The following is a 378-nucleotide window of genomic DNA, read 5'->3' as shown; positions in this document are numbered from 1 at the left end:
CTGGCTTGAACGTTCGAACGGAAATGTGGTTTCCGTCCTACGGTCACATCGAGATCCATTCCATTGTGATGGTGGCGATGGAAGCGGAAAGCATCGCTAAAGAAGTAGCCGAGCGTCTCCTGGGGGCGAAGAGAAATCGATCGCAGCTTTGGCGGAAGCCAGTCTTGGCCCGGGCGGAACCGCCGTCGACCTATCTCTCCACTGAGGTCGTTCCTGTCAGCTGAATTTATTAGACGAGGCGGAACCTTCGCGCCCCGGCAGCTTTACACTCCATGATGAACCAGGAGAGGCCAAACCCAAGCCTGGGATGCGACTTGATCGTCCCGCATTTCCAACCCGGATTGCGATGATGCAGGAGACCGGCGTTGGTACGAGGGG

General features: G+C 57.1%; 1 protein-coding gene. It reads left to right on the top strand.

The annotated features are described in order from the left end of the window. A partial coding sequence (locus tag EN845_RS35880; RefSeq protein WP_210235534.1) for a hypothetical protein occupies positions 1–224 on the top strand: 224 nt, incomplete at its 5' end. Positions 225–378 lie beyond the last annotated feature (154 nt).

The sequence above is a fragment of the Mesorhizobium sp. M8A.F.Ca.ET.202.01.1.1 genome, assembly GCF_004791595.1.
Lineage (GTDB): Bacteria > Pseudomonadota > Alphaproteobacteria > Rhizobiales > Rhizobiaceae > Mesorhizobium.
This window is presented reverse-complemented; position numbering and strand designations above follow the sequence as displayed.